Annotated in this window: 15 protein-coding genes and 2 tRNA genes; 8 read left to right on the top strand and 9 right to left on the bottom strand. The window is 67.5% G+C overall.

Going from position 1 to position 21,724, the window contains the following annotated elements:
- Nucleotides 1–4: 4 nt before the first annotated feature.
- Nucleotides 5–1,522, top strand: a complete 1,518-nt coding sequence (locus EV374_RS30540; RefSeq protein WP_132240670.1) for a peptide deformylase — start codon at nucleotides 5–7, stop codon at nucleotides 1,520–1,522.
- Between the two features lie 168 nt (nucleotides 1,523–1,690).
- On the opposite strand, the gene EV374_RS30545 is transcribed toward EV374_RS30540, so the two are convergent.
- On the bottom strand, nucleotides 1,691–2,809 hold the full coding sequence (locus tag EV374_RS30545) for a globin domain-containing protein (RefSeq protein ID WP_132240628.1): 1,119 nt from the start codon (nucleotides 2,807–2,809) through the stop codon (nucleotides 1,691–1,693).
- A gap of 171 nt (nucleotides 2,810–2,980) precedes the next feature.
- Here EV374_RS30545 and EV374_RS30550 point away from each other — a divergent pair, with 171 nt between their 5' ends.
- A complete protein-coding gene (locus EV374_RS30550; protein WP_132240629.1) occupies nucleotides 2,981–3,751 on the top strand; it encodes a CPBP family intramembrane glutamic endopeptidase in 771 nt (256 codons plus the stop codon).
- 176 nt (nucleotides 3,752–3,927) lie between these two features.
- Here EV374_RS30550 and EV374_RS30555 read toward each other — a convergent pair whose 3' ends face one another.
- Nucleotides 3,928–4,617 carry a hypothetical protein gene (locus tag EV374_RS30555; protein WP_486486044.1) on the bottom strand — a complete coding sequence of 230 codons (690 nt, stop codon included), beginning with the start codon at nucleotides 4,615–4,617 and terminating at the stop codon, nucleotides 3,928–3,930.
- Nucleotides 4,618–4,675: 58 nt separating this feature from the next.
- On the opposite strand from EV374_RS30555, the gene EV374_RS33050 reads away from it, so the two are divergent.
- From EV374_RS33050 to EV374_RS30565, 3 genes are all read left to right on the top strand, one after another.
- Nucleotides 4,676–5,137, top strand: a complete 462-nt coding sequence (locus tag EV374_RS33050; RefSeq protein ID WP_486486045.1) for a hypothetical protein — start codon at nucleotides 4,676–4,678, stop codon at nucleotides 5,135–5,137.
- A 677-nt stretch (nucleotides 5,138–5,814) separates the two neighbouring features.
- A tRNA-Ser gene (locus EV374_RS30560) sits at nucleotides 5,815–5,905 on the top strand.
- A gap of 36 nt (nucleotides 5,906–5,941) precedes the next feature.
- A tRNA-Arg gene (locus EV374_RS30565) sits at nucleotides 5,942–6,017 on the top strand.
- Nucleotides 6,018–6,889: 872 nt separating this feature from the next.
- On the opposite strand, the gene EV374_RS30570 is transcribed toward EV374_RS30565, so the two are convergent.
- The 3 genes from EV374_RS30570 to EV374_RS30580 form a co-directional block, all read right to left on the bottom strand.
- Nucleotides 6,890–7,756 carry a hypothetical protein gene (locus tag EV374_RS30570; protein ID WP_132240631.1) on the bottom strand — a complete coding sequence of 289 codons (867 nt, stop codon included), beginning with the start codon at nucleotides 7,754–7,756 and terminating at the stop codon, nucleotides 6,890–6,892.
- A 4-nt stretch (nucleotides 7,757–7,760) separates the two neighbouring features.
- The gene (locus EV374_RS30575; RefSeq protein ID WP_132240632.1) at nucleotides 7,761–9,746 is read right to left on the bottom strand and encodes a hypothetical protein; all 1,986 of its coding nucleotides are present in this window, start codon (nucleotides 9,744–9,746) and stop codon (nucleotides 7,761–7,763) included.
- 188 nt (nucleotides 9,747–9,934) lie between these two features.
- Nucleotides 9,935–10,759, bottom strand: a complete 825-nt coding sequence (locus tag EV374_RS30580) for a nucleotidyl cyclase domain-containing protein (protein WP_132240633.1) — start codon at nucleotides 10,757–10,759, stop codon at nucleotides 9,935–9,937.
- Between the two features lie 57 nt (nucleotides 10,760–10,816).
- Here EV374_RS30580 and EV374_RS30585 point away from each other — a divergent pair, with 57 nt between their 5' ends.
- A complete protein-coding gene (locus tag EV374_RS30585) occupies nucleotides 10,817–11,452 on the top strand; it encodes a Pycsar system effector family protein (protein WP_132240634.1) in 636 nt (211 codons plus the stop codon).
- Nucleotides 11,453–11,523: 71 nt separating this feature from the next.
- Nucleotides 11,524–12,207: a Crp/Fnr family transcriptional regulator gene (locus EV374_RS30590; RefSeq protein WP_132240635.1), complete on the top strand. Its 684-nt coding sequence runs from the start codon at nucleotides 11,524–11,526 to the stop codon at nucleotides 12,205–12,207.
- A 469-nt stretch (nucleotides 12,208–12,676) separates the two neighbouring features.
- On the opposite strand, the gene EV374_RS30595 is transcribed toward EV374_RS30590, so the two are convergent.
- Nucleotides 12,677–13,195, bottom strand: coding sequence for a tyrosine-type recombinase/integrase (locus EV374_RS30595; RefSeq protein WP_132240671.1), 519 nt, complete (start codon nucleotides 13,193–13,195; stop codon nucleotides 12,677–12,679).
- A gap of 460 nt (nucleotides 13,196–13,655) precedes the next feature.
- On the opposite strand from EV374_RS30595, the gene EV374_RS30600 reads away from it, so the two are divergent.
- Nucleotides 13,656–15,707, top strand: a complete 2,052-nt coding sequence (locus EV374_RS30600; protein ID WP_165947947.1) for a GNAT family N-acetyltransferase — start codon at nucleotides 13,656–13,658, stop codon at nucleotides 15,705–15,707.
- A 548-nt stretch (nucleotides 15,708–16,255) separates the two neighbouring features.
- Here EV374_RS30600 and EV374_RS30610 read toward each other — a convergent pair.
- The 3 genes from EV374_RS30610 to EV374_RS30620 all read right to left on the bottom strand — a co-directional run bounded on the left by EV374_RS30610 (nucleotide 16,256) and on the right by EV374_RS30620 (nucleotide 20,815).
- Nucleotides 16,256–17,974, bottom strand: coding sequence for a UvrD-helicase domain-containing protein (locus EV374_RS30610; protein ID WP_132240638.1), 1,719 nt, complete (start codon nucleotides 17,972–17,974; stop codon nucleotides 16,256–16,258).
- On the bottom strand, nucleotides 17,971–19,845 hold the full coding sequence (locus EV374_RS30615) for an AAA family ATPase (RefSeq protein WP_132240639.1): 1,875 nt from the start codon (nucleotides 19,843–19,845) through the stop codon (nucleotides 17,971–17,973). Before EV374_RS30615 ends, EV374_RS30610 begins: the two co-directional genes overlap by 4 nt.
- Nucleotides 19,846–20,428: 583 nt before the next feature.
- Nucleotides 20,429–20,815 carry an SMI1/KNR4 family protein gene (locus tag EV374_RS30620; RefSeq protein ID WP_132240640.1) on the bottom strand — a complete coding sequence of 129 codons (387 nt, stop codon included), beginning with the start codon at nucleotides 20,813–20,815 and terminating at the stop codon, nucleotides 20,429–20,431.
- Nucleotides 20,816–21,724: the final 909 nt, after the last annotated feature.

Consider the following 21,724-nt stretch of genomic DNA (forward strand, 5'->3'; position numbering starts at 1 on the left):
GAAGCTGATGACCTCACCGCTCGATCGGGCTGCCGACTCCTTCGCCGCCGAGATCGCCCGGCACCGCACGGGGCGGGGGCTGTCCAAGAAGCAGCTCGCCACCCTGATGGGCTTCGACCCGTCGTACGTCAGCCACGTCGAGGGGCGCCGGCACCGCCCCACCGAGGACTTCGCGCGTCGCGCCGAGGCCGTGCTGGAGGCCGGCGGCGCGATCTGGCAGCGCTTCAAGGAGTACGACGAGCTGCGGCACGCCCGGGCCGAGCGGGCACACCGGGACCCGCCCGTACCCGGGCAGTGGATGCCGCCCGGCACCGGACTGATCGTCGAGCGGGAACTCGCCGCCCTCACCCACCTCGGCGACGCCTACCGCTGCGTCATCCGGCGCGAGCTGTACAACGCCGGCACCGAGCCGGTCACCCGCTACCTGGTGCGCATCGCCGTCGACCGCTACCCCAACGACCCGGGGCGCTCCAACCTGCACCACCGCGAACACCCGCTGACCTTCGCCGAGCTGCGGCTTCGGGCGTACCGGGAGGACGGGGACGAGCGGGAGGCGATGCACTGGCGGGCCAAGCACGACCGCGACGCCTTCAAGGAGCTGTGGCTGCTCTTCGAGAACGCCGACCGGCGCTTCCCCCTCTATCCCGGGGACCGGGCCACCATCGAGTACGCGTACTGCGTCGGGCACGACAAGTGGGGCCCCTGGTTCCAGCGGGCGGTCCGGCTGCCCACCCGGCAGATGGCCGTACGCCTGGACCTTCCGGCCGCGGTCGACCCCCAGGTGTGGGGCGTGGAGACCTCGCTCTCGGCGGAGGAGGGCCCGCTGCGCACGCCCGTGACCAGGCGCGAGGACGCCGACCGGGTGATCTTCGACTGGGCGACCGAGGACCCGCCGCTCAACGCGCGGTACCGGTTGCAGTGGCGGTTCCGCAGCCGGCCCGACGCCGAGCCCGAGGAGGCCGGGCGGATCCGGCCCAGCGACCGGATGCGCGGCATCGGCATCGTGCAGCGCGGCGCCGACCTGCTCCGCCAGCCGGCCCGCCCGTTCGACCTGCCCCGCGAGGAACGGGAGGCCCGGGACGTCGCCGACCGCCTCGCGGCGACCCTGGTCCGCCTCGACGAGTTGCACCCGTTCCGCAAGGGGGTGGGCATCGCCGCCCCGCAGCTCGGCCTCGGCCGGGCGGTGGCGGTGGTCCGGCCCCCCGACCGGTCGGCCGACCCCGTCGTGCTGCTCAACCCCCGCGTCGTCGACGCCTCTCCCGACAGCGACGAGCAGTACGAGGGGTGCCTCTCCTTCTTCGACCACCGTGGCCTGGTGCCCCGACCGCTCCGGCTCGACGTGGAGCACGCCCAGTACGACGGCAGCCGGATCATCACCTCGTTCGAGTTCGGCATGGCCCGGCTCGTCGCCCACGAGATCGACCACCTGGAGGGGCGGCTCTACGTCGACCGGATGACGCCCGGGGTGCCGCTGGTGCCGGTCGAGGAGTACCGCGAGACCGGCCGGCCCTGGCGCTACTGACCTGAGCGCACCCGCCCCCGGCGGCACGACCACGTCCGCCCGGGTGGGAAGGACGGACGGCCGGGCGGACGTGGTCGTGCGGGGCGGTGCCGGTCCGCCCGATTGGGGGACCGGGGCGCGTGCCCCAGGGGGCAGGAGCACGCGCCCCGGTTCGGGGGAGGAACGCTTCTAGAGGTTGCCGAAGGTGTCGTAGCGGGTGTTCTCCGGCGGGACGCCGTCCTCGGCGAGCACCCGGAGGGTGGCCCGGACCATGCGGGCGGAACCGGAGACGTAACAGTCGTGCGCCGTCCACGGGCCGTACCGGCCGACCACGTCGGGGACGTCACCCAGTTCGCCGTCGAAGTCGGGATCCTCGCTGCACGCCGGAGTGACCGACAGCCACGGGTGCGCGGCCACCAACTCCTGGAGCCCGGCCAGGCCGTACAGGTCCGCCGCCGTGCGGGCGCCGTAGAAGACGTGCACCCAGCGGGTCCGGTTGTAGCTGGCCAACTCCTCCACCAGTGCCTTGATCGGAGCCAGGCCGACGCCGCCCGCCACGCAGAGGATGTCCCGCTCCGAGGAGCGGTCCAGCGTCATCGACCCCATCGGCGCCGCCACCCGGAGCAGGTCGCCGGGCTTGACCCGGCGGACCAGCGCCCCGGACACCCAGCCGGCGCCCTCCGGCGTACGGACGTGGAACTCCAGCAGGTTGTCGTCGTTCGGGGCGTTCGCCACCGAGTAGGTGCGCCACACCCGGGGGAGGTGGCGGGGCACCTCCACGCTGACGTACTGGCCGGCCCGCCATGACAGCGGATGCTGCAACGCCCGGCAGGTCAGCACCGCCGTGTCCCTGCCGTACCGCTCGTGGGTCAGCACCTCCGCGTGCCAGAACGGCGGGTTGTCGTCGGCCGCCGCCCCGGCCAGCATCTTCTCCGTGATCGCCGCGTACGCGTCCCGCCACGCCTGGTCGTACTCCAGGTTCCAGCCGTCGCCGGCGACGCTGCGCAGCGCGTCCAGCAGCGCTACGCCCATGGTCTCGTAGTGCGCGGCCTCGACGTGGTACTTGCGGTGGTCCCGCCCCAGCGAGCGCAGGTACTCGTCGAAGCTCTCCGGGTCGCCGACCGTCTGGGCGGCGGTGACGATCGCCTCCAGGATCCGGTCGCCCTGCCCGGTCATCTCCACCGGGAAGAGCTTGCGCAGCTCGGGGTCGAGCAGGAAGAGCCGGGCGTAGAAGTGACCGCTCAGCCGCTCCCGGTGCTCCTCGACCAGGGTCCAGCTCTCCTTCAGCAGCCTTGCGAAGTCGTCCACGAGGCGCGCTCCTTCTCCTGACGGCGGATCGGGCACCCATAGAATGTCCACGGAGCGTGCCTGCCGGTCGCACAGAATGTGCGATCGGCTCGTGAGGCTCCTTCGGGCGGTGCCGCTGGCCGGTGACGTCGGCCGGTGACGTCGGCCCTCGGCGTCGGGCAGAGTGGTGCGGTGACCGTTGAGCTGCAACGCCCGGCGACCCGCCGGATGCTCGGCACCGAGACGCTGCTCGTGCTCGGCCTCTCGCTCGGCCAGTCCGCCGTCTACGCGACGGTGTCGATCGTGGCGAAGCTGACCGCCGACGGGCCGCTGTCGAAGCAGACCGCCGCGCTCAACACGTCGGTGTCACCCCGGCCGTGGCTGGACCTGACATACCAGCTGCTCGGGATCGTCTTCGCGCTGCTGCCGGTGCTGCTCGCCGTACACCTGCTGGCGCGGGACCCCGGCGATCCGGCGCGGATGCTCGGCCTGGACGCCCGGCGGCCCGGTCAGGACCTGGCCCGCGGCGCCGGCCTGGCCGCGCTGATCGGCCTGCCCGGCCTGGCGCTGTTCTGGGCGGCGGCCCAGCTCGGCGTCAACGCCACCCTGGTGCCGGCCGCGCTGCCCGACCTCTGGTGGACGGTGCCGGTGCTGATCCTCGCCGCCGTGCAGAACTCGGTGCTGGAGGAGGTGATCGTCGTCGGCTACCTGACGACCCGGCTGCGCCAGCTCCAGTGGCGGGTCGGCGCGATCGTGGCGACGAGCGCCCTGCTGCGCGGCTCGTACCACCTCTACCAGGGCTTCGGCGCCTTCGTCGGCAACGTGGTGATGGGCGTCGTGTTCAGCCTCTTCTACCTGCGCACCCGCCGGGTCATGCCGCTGGTCGTCGCGCACACACTGCTCGACATCGTCGCCTTCCTCGGCTACGCCCTGCTGCCGAAGGAATGGTTCGACTGGCTCTGACGCCGCCAGCCCTTCATCCCTCCGCGGCCTCGTCCCCGCCGGGGCCGCCACCGGGGCGCCGTCCCGGCAGATCTTGGTAGGAAAGTGCCCCTCCGGGGGCCATTTCCTACCAAGATCTGCCAGCGGCCCGTCTTCCTGGGCCGCGCTCCGCTGGGCCGAGCGCAGGCCGCCCGTGATCAGCGGGGTGTGGGTCGCCGGTAGGCGGTGATCGCGCGGGCGGCGAGTCGCTCGGCCGCCGCCGCGTCCCCGGCCGCAGCCACGAGCACCGCCGCGCCGGGCAGCAGCCGGGACGCCACCCGCAGCGCCAGCCACCCGCCCGCCTGGGCGGCCAACGGCGCCGCCAGCCGCCACGCCGCCTCCGCCGCCCGGGGCCAGCCCGCCTCGTCGGGCGCGTCCGCCGCCCGGGCCGCCGCCAACGCGGCCCGCGCGCTCTCCGCGTCCGGATGCACGCGGGTCAGCACCAGCAGCTCCACCGCCCGGTCCGGATCCGCCGGATCCCGGCCGTACGCCGCCGCCAGGTGCAGCACCAGGTTGGCCTGCGCCCACAGCACGGCCACCAGCTCGGCCACCGGCGCGAAGACCCCCGCCAGCGCGGCGGTCGCCCCGCCCACCCCGGCCTGCCGGACGAACCGCCGGGTCGCGAGCCGCGCCAAGCCGTCCGCTCCCGCATCGGGGTACGCGTCACGCAGCCGCTGCGCCCAGTCGCGGGCACGCGGCCCGAACGCCTCGACGGCGGCCAGGGCCAGCAACTCCGGCGCGAACGCGGGATGCTCCAGCACCCGCGCGGCGGCCAGCCGAAGGACCGTCTCCGGCGTACGCCCCGGCGGTGTCCCCGCCGCCCCGTCGCCGGCGTGCCGCTCGACCACATGCGGGGGCGCGGCGGCCGGAGCCTGGACCGGGGCCTCGGCAGCGACCGTCGCCGGGGTGAGCGTCGCCGGGGCGGCCTTCTTAGCGGGCGTCGCCTTCCGGGCAGGCTCGGCCCTCGCGGCCGGTGTGGCCTTCTTCGCGGGCGCGGCCTTCTTCGTGGGCGCGGCCTTCTTCGTGGGCGTGGCCTTCTTCACGGGCGTGGCCTTCCGGGCGGCTGTGGTCTTCCGAGCGGGTGCGTCCTTCGTCGCCGCCTGGGGCGCCGCGCCTTCCGCCGTTCCCGGCACTGCGGGCTCCGCCGTCGTCGTCGCCGGCCCGGCCGCCGCTGTTTCCGGCCCTGCGGCCTCCTCCGCCGTCGTCGCCTCGGTCTGGTCTGCCGCCTTTGCTGTTGTCGTTCGCTTCGGCGCGGCCTTCTTCGCGACCACCGTCTTCCCGGGTGCCTTGCGCGCGGGGGCGGCGTTACCGCCAGTGGTCTGCCTGCCGGAGGCGGCCGGGCCCACAGCGGTGGCGGGTCCCGGCTGATCGCCGGCAGCGGCGGCCGCGCCGCCGCCGGTGTGCGCGACATCACTCCCGCCGGTCTCGTCCGCCTGGCTGGACCGCTCTCGTGGCACCCGATCGGCCGCGTGGTCGGCCTCGCCTGGCCGGTCTCGTGGCGTTCGTTCGGCCGCGCGGTCCGCTTGGACGGGCTGGTCTCGTGGCGTTCGTTCGGCCGCGCGGTCCGCTTGGACGGGCTGGTCTCGTGGCGTTCGTTCGGCCGCGCGGCCGGCCTGGTCGGGCTGCTCTTGTGGTGCCCGTTCGGTCGTGCGGTCTGCCTGGCGGGGCAGCGGCGGATCGGCCGAGGGCGGTTGGAAGAGCACCGCAGGCGCCGACTTCGCCCGCCGGGGACGCTTCCCGGAATCCTCCGGCCCGGCCGGCTCCGGCGGCGCGGGGGGCGGACTGAAGGTCGCCTTCGGGGAGCGTCGGCGCGCTCCCTCAGCAGGCTCTCGGCGGGTCGGCTCGCGCGGCGGCTGCTCCTGCATATCGATGGAGCGTAGTCCTGATCACGCCCGTGCACAGCAGGGAAAGCCGAGGCCGGGGGGAGTCCCGGGCTGGTTCGGGAAAGCCCGTAGCGCGGGCGGAGGGGTGGACCGGGGAAGTCGCTTTGCTCCTGATGGGTGCGGCCCTGTATCCTCGGGCGCGGTGGTCTGCAGGGCCACCAGGGAGACTTCGCCTAGTCTGGTCTATGGCGCCGCACTGCTAATGCGGTTGGGGTCTTAAAGCCCCTCCCGGGTTCGAATCCCGGAGTCTCCGCGCGAAAGCCGGGTGTGTAGACTGGCCAAGCACCGAGCGCCCGTAGCTCAACGGATAGAGCATCTGACTACGGATCAGAAGGTTAGGGGTTCGAGTCCCTTCGGGCGCACCACCTGAGCAGGGAATATAGCCGATCGGCTATATTCCCTGCCTTCGTATGGGTCGTGTGTGGGCCGCGGCTGTGACCCACGTTTGAGCAGCTCAGAGGCACTTTGGTTCGTCGTCGCGCCGCTCGAGCGGCTCCTGAGCAGCCGAGCAGCATCGGAGCACCACGGTCTCGATATGTGGGATGTATGGTGGCGAAAATGGGAAGACCGGGAGGCGGGTCGCGTGTTTTCGCAGGTAGCGGCCTAAGTCCGGCGTGCGCTGGCGGCACCCCTGCAGCCCGACCCATCTGATTACTCAACAGATGCTTGTTCGATGGGACAGCCTCGATCGAGGCGACCCGGCAGGGCGCCTACCGGTGTGAACACGAATGCTGGCGGTGTTCGAGGCGCCGCTCGGGTTGTCGGCCGGGCGTCTTGGAGCCCGTCGGTGGCGGTGATTCCCTTGCCGAGCTTGCCGGCGTCGATGACCAGGCGAACGACGGCTTCGGCCGTCCCTCGCCGCTCGCGTCGATCACGCTCTGCTGACCAGCCGCCGTCATCATGGGTTGCCACGCCCGGAGGATCCGGTGCCCGAGTGCGCTGGGTCCTCGGGCACCGGATCAGCTTCGCGTTTACATCAGCCGATGGTCTTCACGACTGCGGTGCTCCACCCCGTTAGCGACCTGGTAGCGGCTGCCGAGGCTCACGTCGCTGCGGCCCGGATAGACCCAGGCGTGGGCCACTATGGGACGCTCGTCCGCGCCCTGGGGGTGCGTGGGCGGCGGCGACAACCAGTTGGGCGGTGGTGATGGTCGATTCCGGCCCATGCTGACGCCCGCTTGATTCATGGCGGAGGTGCTACCGCAGTGCGAGGAGCGTGTGACGGGTCCCATAAGTGTCATCCCTGAGATGATCCGTTCGAGCCGGACGCTGGCGTTCTCGCGGCCTTCGACCCGTGGGCGTTTAGTCGTTCGGCTAGGAGGTCGAATGACGCGGCCTGCTCAAAAGCGTCGCCTTTGCTCAGTCGTTCAGCGAGAATTTCTTCCAGCCGTTGAGCGGTGGCGCTTTGCTCCGCGAGAAGATCTCGTACGACGGCGGCGAGATTTTCGTTGGTCATCTTGGCCGCACCGCCGGAGACGGGATTGTCGACGAGTTTTTCGAGGATGGTCAGCCATTGCCGGCTCAGCCGATCTACGTACTGTGCGCGCTTGACGTCCACGTCGTACTCGCAGTCGAGCTTGATCAACTGTTCCCAGTACGGCTTGACTGCCCGCTTCACGCCGTCGTCGAGTTCAACCCAGACGTACGGCTGGCAGGCTACTCGCACTCCGTTGCGCTCGTACCTCCACGGGCCGGACTCGGTGATGGCTCGCTGCAGTTCTACCTCGAGTTCTCTCGCGCGATGTGCGACGACATTGCGGGCACGGGCGGCGGCGAGGCGTGTTAGCGCCCGGATGGCGTACGGCATGAAGTACTGCGCGGATCCGTTGAGGATTTCCCGCGGTATGCCTTCGGAGGACCAGACGAAGGTGGAGTGGACGCGGAATGTGAATACGTAACCGCGCGCCGGAACGATGATCGGTGCCTGTGCGTCTCGGCGTTCGGTCAGCCGGCCTGGGGTCGGTGGTGGCGGAGGCGGTGGTGGCATGGGGACGGGTTCGGGCCCGCGCAGCGCCGCGACGAGACGGTGCCAGAGCGTCAGCAGCCACGATCCGAACCGCCGCCAGGCAGCGGGAGAACTGGCCGTGTTGATGGTGTCGGTCATGTCGTCACTTCCTCATCGCGGCGTCGAGCCATTCCGGTAGCCCGTCCTGAAACTGCGGCAGCCGTGCGAGATGAAACGTCATCCGGCGACGCAGGGTCGGTAGGGCGGTGAGGTCGGTGACCAACGCGGCGGTCGCCTTACGCAGGGTGTCGTCGGAGTCAGCGCTAATCAGCCAATGTTCGAAGGTGTTCCATGCCCGTCGGGACAGGTCGGCTGTCAGTAGCGCCACCTGCCAGAGGCGTACAAGCTCATGGCTGTCGACCTCATGTGACGCGGCTCTGACCATGAGTTCGGGAACGCCGACTGGGGAGTTGTCGGCCGGTATGCCGGCCAGACTGACAAGGGCACCGCCGGCGTGCAGTTGTAGCTGTCGGTCGTCAGACCACCTTGCTAGTTCGAAGATGATTCGGTCCGCCCTGTGCGAGGCGTAGAGCTGGTACACGCCCTCGGCGACCGTGTACGTGTGCTGCTGCATCGGGTCCTGGGCGATGCGGCGAAGGTCGGCCAGGCTCCAGCTGAGGTCTGGTTGTTGCAGCCCACTGGCATAGACGCGGGCGGCTGCGTCTCTCTGAAAGTTCCGATGACCACTGGCCCAGTCCCGAACCTGCCGACGGACCAGATGGCCCACCTGGCCGCCCATGTCCGCCGCGACCATCGCCCAGGCTGCTGCCTGTCGGAGTCGACGTTTGGGTGAGGCCGCCCAGTCGTCGATGATGTCGGCGCAGACTCGCGCGAAGTCGTGGTGCGCGAGCAGGCCGGCCGCCTCGGCGGCCGCTCGCTGCATCGGCTCGTCATCCTTCGAGACCAGGGTGTCCAGCCACTTGAGTAGGGCTGGCCGGGTGCTGTCGAACTCGTGCCATGCCTCATCGATGATGACGCCGCGCATGGCGCCATCGTGCAGCCAGGCTGAGCGCGACGATCCGCCCCGTGACCGCGTGGCTTCCCGGCCCTCCTGCCAGTCCATGTCGAGCGGTCCGAGCAGCTCCGACACCGGGTACTGCAATGCCAGCCGGCCCCAGTCCACCCGCTTGGCCTGCCCGTCGATCTCCTCAAGCAGGAGACCGGCGGATTCGAAGACGTAGTGCAGTGGCTGCCAGGCGAAGACGGCGTACGCGATCCGGAAAGCCCGCTCGTGCTGGTCGGCCCGCCGGGGCCGCCGGCCGCCGCCTGCGTCGGAACGCAGGATCTCCGCTGCGCGGGCCCTGCGCCGCGGTTGCGAGCTACGGAGGATTTCGGCCAGCGTGTTGTCGTCGGCTGGATGACTCCGCCCGATGGCCTCGGCGATTGGCACCACCTCTCGAGGCCCGTAGGCGCCGTGCAGAGCGTCGACGAGGTCGCTGTGGTGGAGATACCCGCGAACGAGTTCGGCGCTCTCCTCATCGGTCAGCGTCAGCCTGTCGCGTAGGTGATGGCCGAGATGAGCGCGGAAGACAGCGAGTGGCGCGGGTCGGCGGTGCCGCACCTCGGCGCTGTGCCGAACACCGGAACGCGAGTCGTCGTGCCTGATCAGCACCAGGCTCGCGGACCGTCGCCGGAAGAGGTCTGCCAGCAGGCGCATCGCCTGGCTGTGGCTGTTGCCCGGCAGCCGGAGCACGTACCCGTGATCCTCCTTGATGCTGTCATTTGCTCGGTTCAGCACTTCCGGCGCGACATCCTCCGGTAGTAGGACCTCATGTATCCGGTCCGGGCCGTGGCGCCGAGCTAGCGCCACGCACGCGGTGCTGAACCGCCCGGTGTGCGGCCTACCCGCCAGACAAGCCGTGGATCGCTGGCCGAGCTTTTCCCTGAGCTCCTCGTCTGCGGCCGTCTCCGCGTATACCCCGAGCAGATCAGGCACTCCCACCAGGTCCCTGATGACGGGTTTCGCCGCCGGTTGACCCGTGTTGTTCACGACGTGGATCGTGTTGTTGTTGCCGACAGCGTTCACACCGCGGGCGTTGATCCCCGAGTAGGCGGCGGAGAACTGGGTGCCGTACAGCTCCTCGCCCACGCGCGGGTCCATCCGCAAGGACCCCGGAACAATCTCCTCCTGCGAATCGGCTGTTGGCTCCGCCGCGGTCTCCTCCTCTCGACCACCCGGCTCATCTATCCGCAGCTCCGGCAGGGCCGCGTCGCCGGGCCCCGCATCTCCAGAGGATGTCCTGGGCGGCGACGGATCTCCGTCAGGAGTCGTGTCGCTCATCGAGGCGACCCCCACGAGTCGAGGTCTTCTGAACGGCCCGTAACGGAGATCGAATTGCCGTTGCCGATCGCGCCGATTCCCCGCGACCGGATGTCCTGGAATACCTGCCGACCCCCAGCCGGCTGAGGGCGAGGCCTACGGTCCTGACGATCAACGCTCTCACCGCCGCTCCCGTCGTTCGGCTGGCCAGAGGCGGAACCTTGGGGACCAGGACGCTCATCGGTTGCGGGAATGCTCTCGCCCGGAACGTAGATCCAGGCGGTGGCCTCGAAGTGCTTCTCAGGGAGCCGTGCCGTCACCTGCTGGAAGTGATCAGGCCGAAGATCCTGGTACTGCCGGACGATGTCCTGGTAAAGCCGATCCGACACAATTAGTGCGACCGCAGCGCCCGGGAACTGCCGTAACGCGGCCTTGAGTTGGGGCGAGTCCACCAGCCGGCAGACTGTCACGACAGCGTCGCCTGGGTAGCCGTTCGCCCCGTCGAGATGAACCGGCCCTTCGTGAACACCGACGCGCAAGCGGATACGCGCCTCAGATCTAAGACCACGGTTGTGCTCGCGCAACAACCGATCGAGGACCGGCGTAAGCCGCGTCACAACCGCCCGCTCGCTGGCCCCTGGCGGGAGGATGGCCAGCTCACCGTCACCTCCCTGTTGGATCAACCAGTTGGCGCGATCGAAGACCAACTCGTCGCATGCCGTCGCCATGACCTCCCGGAAGGCCATCTGCGCTCGATGTTGTAGGACGTTGTCTCGGCCGCTGTAGGACTCCATGTCCACAGCGACCAGCACACGCCGGTCCGGGTCCGTGACGTAAGCCATGCTCTCCATCCCTCACTAAGTGATGAATCGTTCGAGACTTATCTCTACAGGCCGGCGGTGCTGAAGATCCCATACAAATACAGAAACAAGGTCCACTGTCGAGTCGTCGACAAGTGGTACTTCGATCCCATAGCTTCCGCCGATCTGGCGTTGACTCCAGACATGGGAAAAAGCCGGAGAGCGAGCAGCAGCGAGGACACGTGGCGGGATCTTCACGTTGGCCTGGCCACGGCGGCATCACTACAAGCCTCGATCAGACATGCGGACGCGAAAGCCCTGGCGCTGCTGACTGCCGAAGGAAGCGTGGCAGCGACAGTTGTCGATCAAGCCCTGCCGGCGACGCTGGAGGGCAACCCGACCGTTGCCGCGCTTACGGTGCTCCTCACGGCCGTCATGGCGATAGCCATGACGGCGACCACCTGTCAGCTAGCGCTGTCGCTTTGGCCCCGTCTGGCGGGCGCCGGAGGTGCCAATCGATTCGGGTTTCCGGATCTCGTCGCGCTTGGCAGCCGACCATCGATCGCCCCAGCCAGTCGGCATAGGAACGAGGCCTGGGACTTCGTGGTAGTGCTTGCCCGCATCGCGATGGCGAAGCATCTGCGTATTCGGCGGTGTTTGCCCTGGTTTCTGATGTCGCTGGGCGCAGCCGTCAGCTTGGTGACCCTCGAGGCCTTAGCGGGCGCGATCACCTGACGAACTACTGCGGGGTGTAGCGACCTTGACGCCGAACATGAAAGATGACCTCTGGGCATGAGGAGGTGAACATGGAGGAAGTGCTCTGGCCACCCAGTACGTTTCTCGGCCGGCTCCAACCGTCGACACGAGAGCAACTTGTGATGGTGGGAGTCAGGCGGTCGGTGCAAGAGGCCCAAGTGCTTCTCCGCGAGGGCGCCTTGGAGTCCCACGTGGTCCTGCTCCATGACGCGCTCGTCAAGGTCACGGTCGCGCTATCCGACGGCCGGCACGCCCTACTGGCAATCCGTGTATCCGGTGACATCGTTGGAGAGATCTCCGCCCTGAACGGCACACCGAGGACGGCGACGATCACCGCCTGCCGTCCATCGACCATCCGTATCATCCACCGCAACGCATTCAGAGCCTTTCTCCGCGACTACCCTGAAGCCGCCCTAGAGGTGGCCGGGATCGTCGCCGACCGTCTTCGGTGGGCCAACCGGCGACGGATCGATTTCACCTCCTACCCTCTGCGAGTTCGTCTGGCCCGAGTGCTGTGGGAACTGGCAGCCGCCTACGGACGACGCAGCCCTCGCGGCTTGGTGATCGACATCCGACTGACACAGGACGAGCTGGCTACCCTCTGCGGCGCCGCCGAGATCAGCCTGCAGAAGGCGCTCGGTGGACTTCGTGCGGACGGCATCGTCGCCACGGGCTACCGCGAGATTGTCGTACGAGACAGCGATGCGCTGCGTTCAATCGCTGGCCTTGCCTAGCTAGCCAACCCCCATCGGGTGGTGAGACCGGAGGCACTACGTTCGGTAGGAACGCTCCTTAGGATCTTCCGGGTGAGGGTCGGCAGCGGCGCGTTGATGCCTACCGCGAGGTCCAGCATCTCCTGGTAACCCGGGCAACCTGTCGAGGGCGGCCGTTATCAATGCGTCAGCCGCCGGGGCGTCGGCCCGTTGGTGGGCCAGGCGCGCCGGTAGCAAGTCCAGTTCCGGCGCCGCGAGGGTTGTGGACCTGCGAAGACTCCAGCGGGCCTGAAGACGTGTTACGTCTGCTCAGGGAGTCGGCGAGGCGGGGCAGGAACCGTGTCGGTGGCCTGGTCGCGTCGTGGGGATGGTCTGTTGGCGGCATGGTCGTGGGGCCGGATCGCGTTTCGCCGACGCCGTCGCCGTGTCAGCGGTGCAGTAGTCCCAGCCGCAGGAGAACCTGTGGCTGGGACTCTGTGCGCACCTGGACCTAGCGACTTCTGGGAGCGGGTTGTCCGGCGAACTCCTGTGGGTTGGTGAGCTGTCGGCTGGTGAGCACTCGTTGCGCTTTCGCGCGCTGTTGGGTGCGGCGCCGCGACACCCTCAGTTGGGGTGTGTGCTTCGGTGGCTTTCGGGCTCCTGCCCCGGTGATGTCCGGTTCAGGGTGTGGCTTGGTCGGCGCTGGGGCGGTGCCGTCGTCGGTGTCTCGGGTGCGGTCGATCTGTCGTTTGATCTCCGCACCGGGTTTGCCGGCCTCGATGAGGTAGGAGGCCGTGATCTCGGCGGCCTTGTGCGCGGCCGGCGGCAGGATGGTGGTGTAGATGTCGCCGGTGACGCGGATGTTGGCGTGTCCGAGTTGGTCCTGGACGGTCTTGATGTCCGCGCCGGCGGAGTGCGCGAGTGAGGCTGCGCCATGTCGGAGGTCATGCAGCCGGATCGGTGGGAGTCCGGCGCGGTCGACGAGCAGCCGCAGGCGTTGGGTGAGGTAGCCGGGGTGCAGGGGTGCCAGATGTACAGCGACCTCGGCCTCTTTCTGGGTCTGGCGGCGGGAGTTCGGGCTCCCCGCGGTGTCGGGACTGGCCTTCCCAGAGCAGCGCGAGCATCTCGGTCAGGCGAACGGGTGGGGCGGGCTGGCCGTTACCGTCGCCGATAGCGAGTTCCCACAGCCCCTGACCCATCGACGGACCGCCGACCATGGGATGGCGGCCAGGACGAGGTGGGCGGTGGCGTCGGCGGACGAGGAGCTGCGGGCCTCGATAGCAAGTCGCCGACCTCTTCGACGCCAGCCTTCCGGTTGCCCGTTGGCGCATGAACGGAACGGGGCGCGGATCGTGGCCCAACGCGCAGCCGCGAAGCGGGCCAAGTCCGGACGATTTTGGTAGCCCGATTCATTCACCCGCCAGTTGAGTGTCGATCTTTAGGACACGCGGGTGATGTCACTGGAGCGATCGAACCGGCACACTGCGTGCATGTCGACTTCGACCTCGCCCAGACCTGTCCAGCTAGAGACGGTGCGACCTGGCGACAGCGACGCGGTCACGCAGGCATTCGAGCTCGGCTGCCAGTTCAAGGCTCGACTCGGTATGCAGATGCGTGGGGCCTACGAGCAAGCCGCCGGGGACGGGCACCTGCTGGTAGCCAAACAAGATGGCAAAGTCATCGGGTTCGCGCTCTACGGCACCGCCTACCAGCGCGTCCGCCTTGCCTATCTCTGCGTGAGTACCGAGCACCGTCGCAGCGGAATCGCCACCATGTTCGTGGAACACCTCTCGGCGAAGCATCACGATCTGGCGGGCATAAGCGTCAAGTGCCGCCAGGACTACGGGATCGACAAGCTGTGGATCGATCTGGGATTTCACAAGAGATCACAGGTGCGGGGGCGAAGCCACACCGGCCACCTGCTCGACGTCTGGTGGCGTGACCACGGGCACCCGGACCTCTTCTCCCGGCAGGACCCGCCTCTCCTGCGCGCCGCCCTGGACAACAACATCATCCGTGACCTGGGCCCGGCCCAGAGCCGACCCGGCGCCAACGAATCGCTGGCTCTCCTCGCCGACCACCTCGCCGACCAACTCGAGTTGGTGGTCACCACCTCGGTCCGCCGAGAGATCTCCGATCTGGATCCCGGCGCGACAAGGGACGCCTGCGAGGAGGCGATGAGCAGATGCACACCCGCGGCGCCTGTCTCACAAGCCGTCCAGGCCGCCAAGAAGTTCCTCCTGGACCGGATCGACGCCGAACACCGTCCATATCCCGACGGCCGTCGAGATGAATACGACCTGCGCCACGTCGCCTCGGCTGTAGCGGCCAAGGTCGGAGTCTTCGTCACACACGACACCCGACTGATCAACGTCCTGAGAAAGCCAGCCCGGGCGCTTGGGCTGCGCATCCTCGCGCCAGCCGACGTCGTCGTGCACCTCGACGAACTCACACGAGCCGAGGCGTACCAACCCGTGGCGTTGCTCGGCACCGGCTATCAGCTCAAAGCCCTGGGATCGGAGCAGGACCAGGCAGTCGAGCACCTGGCCGCAACAGCCAGTGGCGAGAGCCGCCAGGAGTTTCTCCGCCGAGTTCATGCCCTGGCCGTCGCACGCACCCAACGTCGCGCCGTGATCACCCCTGACGGCGCCGTCGCCGCCCTGTATGTGACCGACCAGCATGGCTTCGCGCTTACCGTCTCGCTGCTGCGGGTGGCCGACCAGCCCTTGGCCGACACCATGGCACGTCAACTGTTGCTGATCCTGCGCAACCAGTGTCGCGCCAACAAGCTCGCAGCGATCGTGGTCGACGACCCTCACCTGTCACCCGGGACACAACGCGCACTGCTCGACGACGGCTTCCAGCAGGTCAACGGCAGGTGGATAGGGTTCGTCATCGACACCTGCGGCACAGCAGCCGACGTCGAACGCGACGTCAACGCGGTAGCGCGTCATCTCGACTTACCCGAGCCAACCCCGTTAAGATCAACTATGCCCGCCGCTGTCGTCGCTCAGCTAGAGCGCAACTGGTGGCCGGCGAAGATCATCGACACCCCGCTGCCCACCTACGTCGTGTCGATCCAGCAGCGGTGGTCCAACCAACTGTTCGGCGTACCCACACCACTGTGGCGCGACGACCTCGGTCTCAGCCGCGAACACGTCTACTACCGCGCCGCCACAGGCGGCCCCGCCGCTCCCGCCCGCATCCTGTGGTACATGAGCGGCACCACGCCAGCCGCACCCGGCATCATCGGCTGCTCCCAGCTAGAGCTGGATGTCATCGGCACACCAGCGGACCTGCACAACCGATTCCAACACCTCGGCGTGTGGGAACTGTCGCAAATCGAAGGCACCGGGGGAAGCCAACGACGCCAAGCCCTGCGCGTCACCAACACCGAGATCTTCCCCCACCCCATACCGCTTCCGCGACTGAAGGCACTCAGCGGGTCACGAACCGGCCTGCTCTTTCCGCTATCACCACGCAAGATCGAACCTGAACTGTTCGCTCAAATCTACCGGGAAGGCTTCGATCAAAATGCGTGAAGAGCCACCAGCCCTACTGCTGTCCGTACGGCCGCGCTTCGCCGAAGCCATCCTCTCAGGACAAAAAACAGTCGAGGTGCGACGCCGCCGCGTCGCCGCCCGTGAGGGATCACCCGTCGTCCTGTACGCCAGCTCACCGGTAATGGCCGTCGTGGGAACCGCACAGCTCGAACGATCCGAAACACTCAACGTGCAGGACGCCTGGACCAGCCACGGACACGCTATGGGCATCAACCGACACGAGTTCGATGACTACCTGGCCGGGACTGACACCGCCTGCCTGCTCTTCCTCGCCAAAGCATCACCCCTAGGCGCACCGCTGCCACTACACGACCTGAGAAGCAACCGAGCCTTCCACCCCCCGCAAAGCTACCGATACGTGGCGGAATCCGATCCCACCGCTATCCGGCAACTGGCGGCCCAGCGGGCATAAGCCGGTACCGGGTACCCGGGCATACGTGCAACCGTTTCGTAGCCCGGCCCGCCCACGGATATCGTCGCATTCACTCTGCGGCAGCCCGATCGTCATGTTGTTTGTCCGATGCTGATCATCCAATCAGGACCGGTATCTGTCGGGCATGCAAGTGCCGGGCGAGCGCGTCGAGGTGATCCTGCGGAATGCCGACGGCAATTAATCGCTGTGCTCTGGTCACCGCCACGTACCAGTTGCGCAGCAATTCGTCTGCAGCCGGATCGCCGCCGATCCAGCGGACGCTCGCGTCATCGTCCGGCACGAGCAGCAATACTCCTGAGTGTTCATCGCCTTTGACCTGATGGATGTTGTCGGACCGGAACAGCACGGCCGCCGTGCTGGTAGCACGCGGGCCCTCCGCCTTACCACGCAGCTGGCCGATCACGCCGCGGGGAGCCGCTCCAGGCGGCCGGCGCCAGGCCTTGAGTTTCAAGTTTACGTCCTTGAACCAGTTGGCGTTCGGTTCGGGTAGCGCGTACAGGAACCCGTATGCGCGTCGGACAATGTCGCCGTAGTCGACGTTAGCCGCTGCACAGCGGGCCTCTATGCTCCCCTGCGAAGGGGCGTCCGGAAACCAGTACCGCAGCAGCAGCCTTGCCCCAATCCGGCAGGCGTCATCGGCGAGGGCCTGGTCAGCGGTTGCTGAATGCACGATGCGTCTGGCATGGGCGAGCATGGTCGCGGTGTTCCCGTCCGGGCGCCGGTTCTTTACCGGCAGATGTGTCCGCTTGTATGCGGTGATGAGGCAGTCTGAGGCATCGACTTCGTAGTCTCGTGCGTGGTCGAGAAACACGTTGACGACCGGCCGGTCGGTGGGCACGTGCCGCGGCATGCCCCCTTTCGGGAAGGTGGTGGGCAGCAGGATCACGGGCGAATCGATCTGTGGCGGCCGGACCGCGTCGTCGGGCGGTCGGTTGCCTGAGCGCAGGGTGGCAGCGAATCGGCAGATTGTGGGGGAGCTTCGCCAGTTGCCGTTTAGTTCGACGGTCCGGCCGAGTTCGGCTTCGAGGGCGTGCAGGTGTGACAGGTCGGCGTCACGCCATCCGTAGATCGACTGGTCGGGATCGGCGACGACTACCAGAGGGATGCCAATGCTGTGCAGCTTTTCGAGGATCGCGAGATCCGTAATGGAGCAGTCCTGGGCTTCGTCGACGACAATTTCCGTGAACCGTGAACGCAGCGGACCGGCAACATTCTCCCCGGCGTCAAGATGCATCAGCGCCAGAATCCGGCTTTCATGACCGGTAACGTAGCCAGCCTGATACTGCTCCCTTCGGGCGTCGAGCGCCGCCTTTTCCCAGATATCCCAGGAATAGCTGCTGTCATTCACGACCCGCTCGTGGTCCCGCGAGAGCAGGTCCCGACGGACTGAATCTTGCTTATTGACCGGATTGCGCTGGAAAGTAAACCCGCTCAGCGGCATCGTGCGATCGAGTCTTACCTCGGCTTGGACGCGGTCCCATGTGTCGAGCAGACGCAGTGGCTTGCTTGCCGTCAGGTGTGGGGACACTAGGACATCCCAAATGAAGGCGTCGAGGGTACCGATGTAGTGGGGAAAGGCGGTCGCCTCGGGCCGACCCTCGCGGTGACAGCGGCGGCGCATCTGCGTGGAGGCCGCGCGGGTGAAGGAAAGCAGCGCCCGTCCGTGACGCAGCGCAACGGTTGGACCACGTAGATGCCGGGAGACGATAACGTGTGTCTTACCGGCACCCGGGCATGCGCGGACGAACAATGGCGCCGCTGCGGTGATCGCCTCTTCCTGCGCCGCGACGGCCTGCTCGAGGATGGAGGTCATCGGGCTGCGGGCGGCGCGATTGGCTGCGACGCGTCGGCGACGTATCGGATCGCTCGCACCAGATTGTCAGGCACGACAAAGCCGCATCCCGGCACCAACCGGTCCGCCAGGCAATGCGCGAACTCGGGTTTGGAGATCGGTGTGCCCCTGGCCGCCGGATCCTCATCCTTGGAGAGGAACAGCCGCCGGAACAGCTCCGGCCGCTGTCCGACGGGGGCTTCGGCAATTGCCTTCCACCGGTGTTCCGAAAGCGGCGCACACTCCAGGAACGCCTGGTGTAGAAGATCCTCGTTCTCCGGACACATCAGAGTCGGCTCGAGGGTGTGCGGTGCCAGGAACCAATCGATGACGTCGGTTCCGGCGCCGAGCCGCATGGCCAACGCGCGGGCGTCCTTGACCCGGGTCGGTTCCTCGTCGCCGGTAGGCTTGTCGGTGTCGGTGATCACCGCAATCCGTTGGCCGACCCGGACCCCGCCAACGGAGGTCAGCAGAACCTTCATGTAGGAGCCGAACCCCACGCCGTCGACCAAGATCATCGTCGAGCCGTGGAATCGGTCGATCGCATCCTGGGCTGCCTGCCGTTGCGGTTGGTCGGCATTGGCTGGAGCGGCGAGCACTAGGTTGGCGAGCGCGGGCAGTAGCAGCGCCTCGGACAGTCCTTCGACGAGAATGGTTCGCGCCGCGTAGAGCATCGCGCTCTTGGTGACATCGAGGTACCGATCGAGCTGCTTAATTTGCTTGGGCCTCAAACCCATGTCGGCGACTGCCACGGCCCGGGCATGCCACCCCGAGGCCTCCGAGCGAGGGCCGCGGGTCATCACGACAAGATCCTCGACGCTCACCGCCGCGGACAGCACTGGCGAGTGAGTGGTCAGTACGACCTGGATGTGCCCTGCCGGCTGAGACGGATCGTCCCCGGCACGCTGGCGGGACGCAGCCGCCCGTCGTTTCAAGTAGCGCAGCAAAAGGGTCTGCAACTGCGGATGCAGGTGAGCCTCGGGCTCCTCAATCAACAGCAGCGTCAGGTCGGACTCACGTGCGGTCTCAAGTTCTGCCAACACTGTGGCGATGTAGAGCGCGTTTGCGTATCCCAGCCCGGAGTTATCGATCGAGGCAGTCAGCGGCAACTCGGCGTCGCCGAGCAGCATCCGCAGCGCCCGGGAGATCGAGGCCAGGCTGGCGTCGGTAACCGTCAGACCGGCTTGCTGGCGGTGCGCTCCTGATGTGATCGCGCCAAGCGGCACGCTGACCGCGGACCCGACGGCCCGGACCGCCTCGTCTTGCGCGATCGCGGTGAGGTGGCCGCCAGCACGTTCTACGAACTCGTCAACCTGTCCCTGCCCACCAAGTAATGCCTCCAGCATCACCCGGATCCGGGCTCCGCCGGCGACGCCGAGGTCACGGACGGCGTCCCGTAGCGCGGGCAGGTGCACGTGCCGGATCGCGCTGCGTAGGACGGGTTCGCTGCCGGATTCCCTGCCTTCGCCTATGTGCCATGTCGTGGTGCCCCGCCGACGACCGAGCGGCGGCCGGGTGTAGGTCAGTGACCAGCAAGCCGACCGTTTCCCATCGGCTGTGGCACCAGAAAGGAACGCCTCGCGATAGGTGCCGGCATGATTGGGGTCGATGTCGGCAAGAATGGCTCGCACCTGCAACTGGTCGCCAGGTGCGCAGCCGTCGAACAGGTCGCCTTCGGTCAGTGACGAGCCACGCCGCCCATCAAGGGCATCCGTGAGTTGGCGCAGGCTGTCGATTACCGTGGTCTTGCCGGCGTTGTTCTCACCAGCGAGAACGGTGACTTCGGGGCGAAGTCGGACCCGGACCTGCCGACACGATCGATAATTGTTGATCATGATATCGGAAACAAACATGAAGGCTCCCGCTAGTCAGGAGGCCCATGATCGCAGCTGAACGGATCACGGACGGCCGCAGCACGTCCGCTATTCGGGTTGTCTCTGTGCAACCTTTGGAAGTTGATGCTGGCAGATCCGGCCACGACCGTGACCGCCAGCAGCGCCCTGGCGCGTCAGTCGGAGGTGAATCACCACTAGTGTCGGATGCGGGCCGCGACTTCCGGCGGTGACGTGTGGACTGATGGGCCGCTGACCTGGATTGACCGAATCGACGGCCAGACTGCTTGGGCCACCCCTGACGCAGCATGGTGCGACCCCATCGCGGGATCTACTGCCAGCTACGCGATAGCGCCCGGCGATCCTCCCGGTCCGCGTGGGTCATCCGCCCCGTATGGCGATCGTGGCTGCTCGGTGGCTGCTCGGGCTCGGCGAGTCCAAGCCTGTCTCCGCAGCTGTCACCTGTCGATGAGGCGGTTAAGTTTGTCCAAGACCCACAGTGCTGCGGGGGTGGCAGTGAGTTATCCGAGGCCGGGATGGGTGTTGGCGGTGATCGGTTCGGCGAGGGTTCCGACGTTGGAGCCGGACCGGCACAGCGCCTGGTTCAGCTCGGGGAGAAGGTCCACGCCAATCGCCTCTCCTCGGTGATGTGTGGGCGATGTCCATCGACCGTCGCGCCTTGGGTTAACGCGTCGTAGAGGTTGTCGATCAGGTCGGTGAGCGATGGCCATCCACGTTGCTGCATCGGACCGTTCTGTAGATCGGCCAGGAACAGGCTTCCGAGCTCCGGACCGGGTCGGTGATCAACGACAATGTGGTTGCCTGCCGTGTCCGAGGTGATGGGTACCCACTGTGGGTTCCACGATCGAAGATCGTTGCGATCACCGATGATCTCGGTGCGGCTGCGCCACTCACCCAGAGCATTGTCGACGCCGAGGAAGTAGTGGCCGGGCTGCAGGGTACGAGGGGGCCTGCGCTGCCGTCGTGCCATAACCAGAGGCGTTTGAGATCGGGCAGGACTCGCACGCCAAGTTGGTGGGCCATCGAGTCGATGGCTTCGATCGTGGCGGACGGGCGTAGTGACTCGCAGGTCGTTGGGGCCTGTTCCCGCAGCCACCGCTCCAGCCTCGTCAGACTGATGATCATCGACACGAACAACGCCCTCCTAGGGACGGGGGGCCGGAACTAGGATGCCAGCCCCCAACCAGTCGTCGAATCGTTTACCACGCAGCTCGACTTGTGGTACCCGTCCCCACCCAGCCCGACCAGGCTGGCGGACCGCTGCGCCTCGTACCCCGGATCCACCGACCGCGCGATCATTACCGCCGGGCCAAACGTGACCGATCTACCAGTGGCTCGGATGGACGAGGCCGAGCTCAGAAGGCCGCCGAAGACGAGCGGATCGCTCCGCTGTAGCACGACGATGGCCCGCTGCCGGTGGTTACCAACTGTGATGGTGCTCCGTTGGTGCTCGGATGTTCGGCGCATGACCAGCACGCGCGGAACAAAACCAGCACAGCATGTCCTGCACGGCCGATCGTCGCCCCGCAGGACGTCGCACTCCACTCGCGGTAACGCCCTAACCAGCAGATACTCAGCCGCTTGTTTCGGCACGCAACAGCACTGAGCGATACGTACGAAGTGATGATTACGCAGAGTAGAGAGAATCTGACGGGTTCGGACTACGGATCAGAAGGTTAGGGGTTCGAGTCCCTTCGGGCGCACGTCACGATCGAGGGCCGTGACCAGCGGAAACGCTGGTCACGGCCCTCGATCGTTTCCCAGCATGTGCCTTGATCTTCCGCGATGCGGACGTCTGGTACTCCGTTGGTGCTCCTCTGTTTCGGCGGGGGTATTTTCCGTTCTATGCCACAACTGCCGGTAACGGTCTGCTGGTGTA

The sequence above is a fragment of the Micromonospora sp. CNZ303 genome, assembly GCF_004345505.1.